Source organism: Clostridium sp. (genome assembly GCF_032552055.1).
In the GTDB taxonomy this organism is placed as follows: domain Bacteria; phylum Bacillota; class Clostridia; order Clostridiales; family Clostridiaceae; genus Clostridium.
Genome location: NZ_JAWGSV010000274.1, coordinates 1 through 4,103, shown reverse-complemented (window position 1 = coordinate 4,103; position 4,103 = coordinate 1). Strand labels below are relative to the sequence as shown.

Annotated in this window: 4 protein-coding genes; all 4 read left to right on the top strand. The window is 27.2% G+C overall.

Translation table 11 applies throughout. From position 1 onward, the window contains the following. Positions 1–232: 232 nt before the first annotated feature. The 4 genes from E6248_RS14020 to E6248_RS14005 all read left to right on the top strand — a co-directional run bounded on the left by E6248_RS14020 (position 233) and on the right by E6248_RS14005 (position 3,954). Positions 233–955 (top strand): pseudouridine synthase, encoded by a 723-nt coding sequence (locus E6248_RS14020; RefSeq protein ID WP_316341406.1) that lies wholly within the window; start codon positions 233–235, stop codon positions 953–955. Positions 956–972: 17 nt separating this feature from the next. Then, positions 973–1,515, top strand: coding sequence for a class I SAM-dependent methyltransferase (locus E6248_RS14015; RefSeq protein WP_316341405.1), 543 nt, complete (start codon positions 973–975; stop codon positions 1,513–1,515). 135 nt (positions 1,516–1,650) lie between these two features. Next, positions 1,651–2,547, top strand: a complete 897-nt coding sequence (locus tag E6248_RS14010) for a MurR/RpiR family transcriptional regulator (protein WP_156624461.1) — start codon at positions 1,651–1,653, stop codon at positions 2,545–2,547. Between the two features lie 183 nt (positions 2,548–2,730). Next, positions 2,731–3,954 (top strand): NAD(P)/FAD-dependent oxidoreductase, encoded by a 1,224-nt coding sequence (locus E6248_RS14005; RefSeq protein WP_316341404.1) that lies wholly within the window; start codon positions 2,731–2,733, stop codon positions 3,952–3,954. Positions 3,955–4,103: the final 149 nt, after the last annotated feature.

Sequence of the window (4,103 nt, the reverse complement as noted above, 5' to 3'; positions counted from 1 at the left end):
GTATATATATGGTTCAATTAATAATCTACATTAATTAGTTTTATAAAATTAAAATATAAAAGAAATACTTAAGTTAAATATACAAGTTAAAAGTATAGTTTTTGATTTTTATATAAACTGTGGAAGCAATCTAGTTATTTATGAATCATTAGCGGATAATATAAATTAATAAAACCTAGAATATTTATAACAATATAAATTAATTGTTTATTAAAGGTACGGAGTGATATAAATGGAAGAAAGATTACAAAAATACATGGCTAGATGTGGTGTTGCATCTAGAAGAAAGTGTGAAGAAATAATACTAAGTGGGGAAGTTAAAATAAATGATAATATTGTTTCTGAACTTGGTGTCAAAATAAATCCAGAAAAAGATACAGTTACATATAAAGGTAATATAATAAAGCCTGAAGAAAAAAAACTTTATATAATGCTTAATAAGCCAGAAGGTTATATAACTTCTGTTAAAGATGAAAAGGGACGAAAAACGATTTTAGACTTAGTTAAAGTTGAAGAAAGAATTTACCCTATAGGGAGATTAGACTACGATAGTTCAGGTTTGATATTACTTACTAACGATGGAGATATCTATAATAAAATAATTCACCCAAGAGTTAATATAGGAAAAAAGTATATTGCTACTTGCAGAGGTGAGTTTAGCAAAGAGGAAATTAGAAGGTTTGAGAGCGGAGTTGATATTGGGGGATATATAACTGCTGAAGCGAAAATGACACTTTTAGATATAGAAAAGAAGAAGAATTCAGTTAACTCAGTTGTAGAGATTATAATCCATGAAGGTAAGAATAGACAAATAAGAAGAATGTGTGAAGCTTTAGGTCATGAGGTATTATCCTTAAAAAGAGTTGAAGTTGGTAATATAAAACTTGGTTATCTTAAAAAAGGTCAATGGAGAGATTTAACTGAAGAGGAACTTAAATATATAAATTCATTATAGAAAATTTCGAGGTAAATATGTATAGATATGTTGGGAATATAAGTGATTTATCACATGATATTATAAAAAACTATGTTTTAAACAAAATTGTGGCTATTGATGCTACTTTAGGTAACGGATATGACACAGATTTTTTAGCTAATAACTTTTCAAAAGTATATGCTTTTGATATTCAAGAGGAACCTTGTATTAAATATAAAGAAAAGAATATAGAAAATGTTGAAGTTATAAATGATTCTCATCATTTATTTAATACTTATATTAATACAAAAGTAGATTGTATAATATATAACCTAGGATTTTTACCTGGTGGTGATAAAAATATAACGACTAATCATATAACTTCACTTGAAAGTATTAAATCAGGTCTTGAATTACTTAACAGTGGGGGAATAATGGCTATTTGCATATATAGAGGTCATAATGAAGGTAAGATAGAAGAAACTTGCATTTTACAGTATTTAAAAGAACTGCCTAAAAATAAGTATGGAGTTATGGCACAATCCTATCTGAACAGGCAAGAAGTCTCACCTATGCTGGTAATTGTAGAGAAAAAATAAAATTGACAACCTATAAATACACTACAAGTTTTTATTCCTTTTAAGAGAAAAATGAAATAATTATTGCTGGATTATTCAATAAATGATAGTATAATAGTATAAGTTGTTAAGTTTAAATGAAAAGAAGGGATATGAATGGATAATAATCTTAATGATAACTCAAAAGATTTAATGCGAATAATACAATCAAAATTCCCAAGATTGAGCAAAGGACAAAAATTAATTGCAGAGTATATTTTGAAAAGCTATGATAAGGCTGCTTTTATGACTGCAGCTAAGCTTGGAGTATCAGTTGGGGTTTCAGAATCTACAGTAGTAAGATTTGCAAATGAACTTGGATTTTCAGGTTACCCAAAACTTCAAAAAGCACTTCAAGAATTAATAAAAAACAAACTTACAACAGTTCAAAGATTAGAATTATCAAATGATTACGTAAGTGAAGGTTATGCACTTAAAGGTGTTCTTAAAGCAGATATTGAAAATATAAGAGCTACCCTAGAAAAGATAAATTATAATACCTTTGAAGATGTTGTTAATAAAATATTTGAAGCAAAAAGAATATATATAATTGGACTTAGAAGCTCAACAGCCTTGGCAGAATTTTTAGGTTTCTATTTAAATATTATTTTGCAAAATGTTAAGACTGTTGGGTATGGAATATCTGATATATTTGAGCAAATGATCAATCTTGAAGAAGGAGATCTTGTTATAGGTATTGGCTTCCCAAGATATGCTTCTAGAACTATTGATGCTTTAGCTTTTGCACAAGATAGAGGTGCGGATGTAGTTGCAATTACTGACAGCCTTTTATCACCTCTTGCATCAAAGGCTGATTATTCATTAATTGCTCATAGCAATATGGCTTCCTTTGTTGACTCTTTAGTTGCACCTTTATCAGTTATTAATGCATTAATAATTGCAGTTGGAATGAGAGAGAAGCAAAGTATAGCAAATACATTTAATAGTCTTGAATCAATTTGGAAAGAATACAATGTATATTCTTATAATAATAGAAATGTAGGTGAAGATTAAAATCATATTATATTTTAGTCCCACTTTATACAGTTTAATTAAAAATTACATAAGAATTTAACTAAAGTGATGTATCAATTATTATATAAGATTGATACATCTATTTTTATACAATAAAAGTTGTAATTAAGGTTGTTAAATGATATATTATTTTAAGAAAAAATAATGCATTGGAGGATGAATATGAAAAAAGTAATAGTAATTGGAGCAGGTCCTGCAGGAATGATGGCAGCTATTACAGCCGCTAAAGATGGCAATGAAGTTATACTTCTTGAAAGTAATGAAAAGGTAGGAAAGAAGTTATTTATTACAGGTAAGGGAAGATGTAACGTTACCAATAGTAAGGACATTTCAGAGTTCTTTGACTTTATTCCTGGCAATCCTCATTTTTTATATAGTGCATTATACTCTTATACAAATGAAGATACTATAAACTTTTTTGAATCACAGGGAATAAGACTTAAATCTGAAAGGGGCGGTAGAGTTTTTCCTAACTCAGATAAGTCTTCAGATATTATTAAAGGACTTTTAAAGGAATTAAATAATAATAAGGTAGATATTAGACTTAATTCAAAGGTTACAGATATAATTTATAAAAACTCACTTATTGATGGTGTTAAAGTTAATAATAATTATATTATAACTGCAGATAATTATATTATAGCTACTGGGGGAGTATCATATCCTTTAACAGGCTCAACTGGAGATGGATTAAAATTTTCTAAAGAAGTTGGACATAATATTACTACTCTTAAAGGATCATTAGTTCCTATTGAGATTAGTAATAGCTGGATACGAGAAATTATGGGATTAACCCTTAGAAATATTGGAATTTCATTATATGAAGTAGATAAGAAAAAACCTCTATATAAAGAGCAAGGTGAAGTATTATTTACAAGTTATGGAATTTCGGGTCCGTTAGCCCTAAAAACCTCTAGATATATTAATGAAGGCTTAAAGTATTATATTGCTTTAGATTTGAAGCCAGCTTTAACCTTAGAAGAACTAGATTTAAGAGTACAGAAGGATTTTAAGAAATATATAAATAAAGAATTTAAAAATTCTTTAGATGACTTATTTCCTAAAAAACTTATTCCTATAATAATAAGTTTATCTAATATTAATGAAAATAAAAAAGTTAACGAAATTACAAAAGAAGAAAGAAAATATTTAGTTAACTTAATAAAGGGTATTAAATTAACTATAAGAAAATTAAGACCAATAGAAGAAGCAATAGTAACTTCAGGTGGGGTAGATACATTGGAAATAGATCCTTCTACAATGAAGTCTAAATTAATCAATAACCTCTCTTTTGCAGGCGAAGTTATTGATATTGATGCATATACAGGTGGATACAATGTACAAATTGCATTATCTACAGGTTATTTAGCAGGAAGTAATATATAAGCTTTCAATTAATTTACTTTACTTTCAAAACTATTTTTCACTTAAAATAACACAAATACTTGAAATATAGATTATTTATTGAAACATATATTGAAATAACTTGTTTATAATTGATAATAATATTATAATTTATATGAAATGTTTTTCAT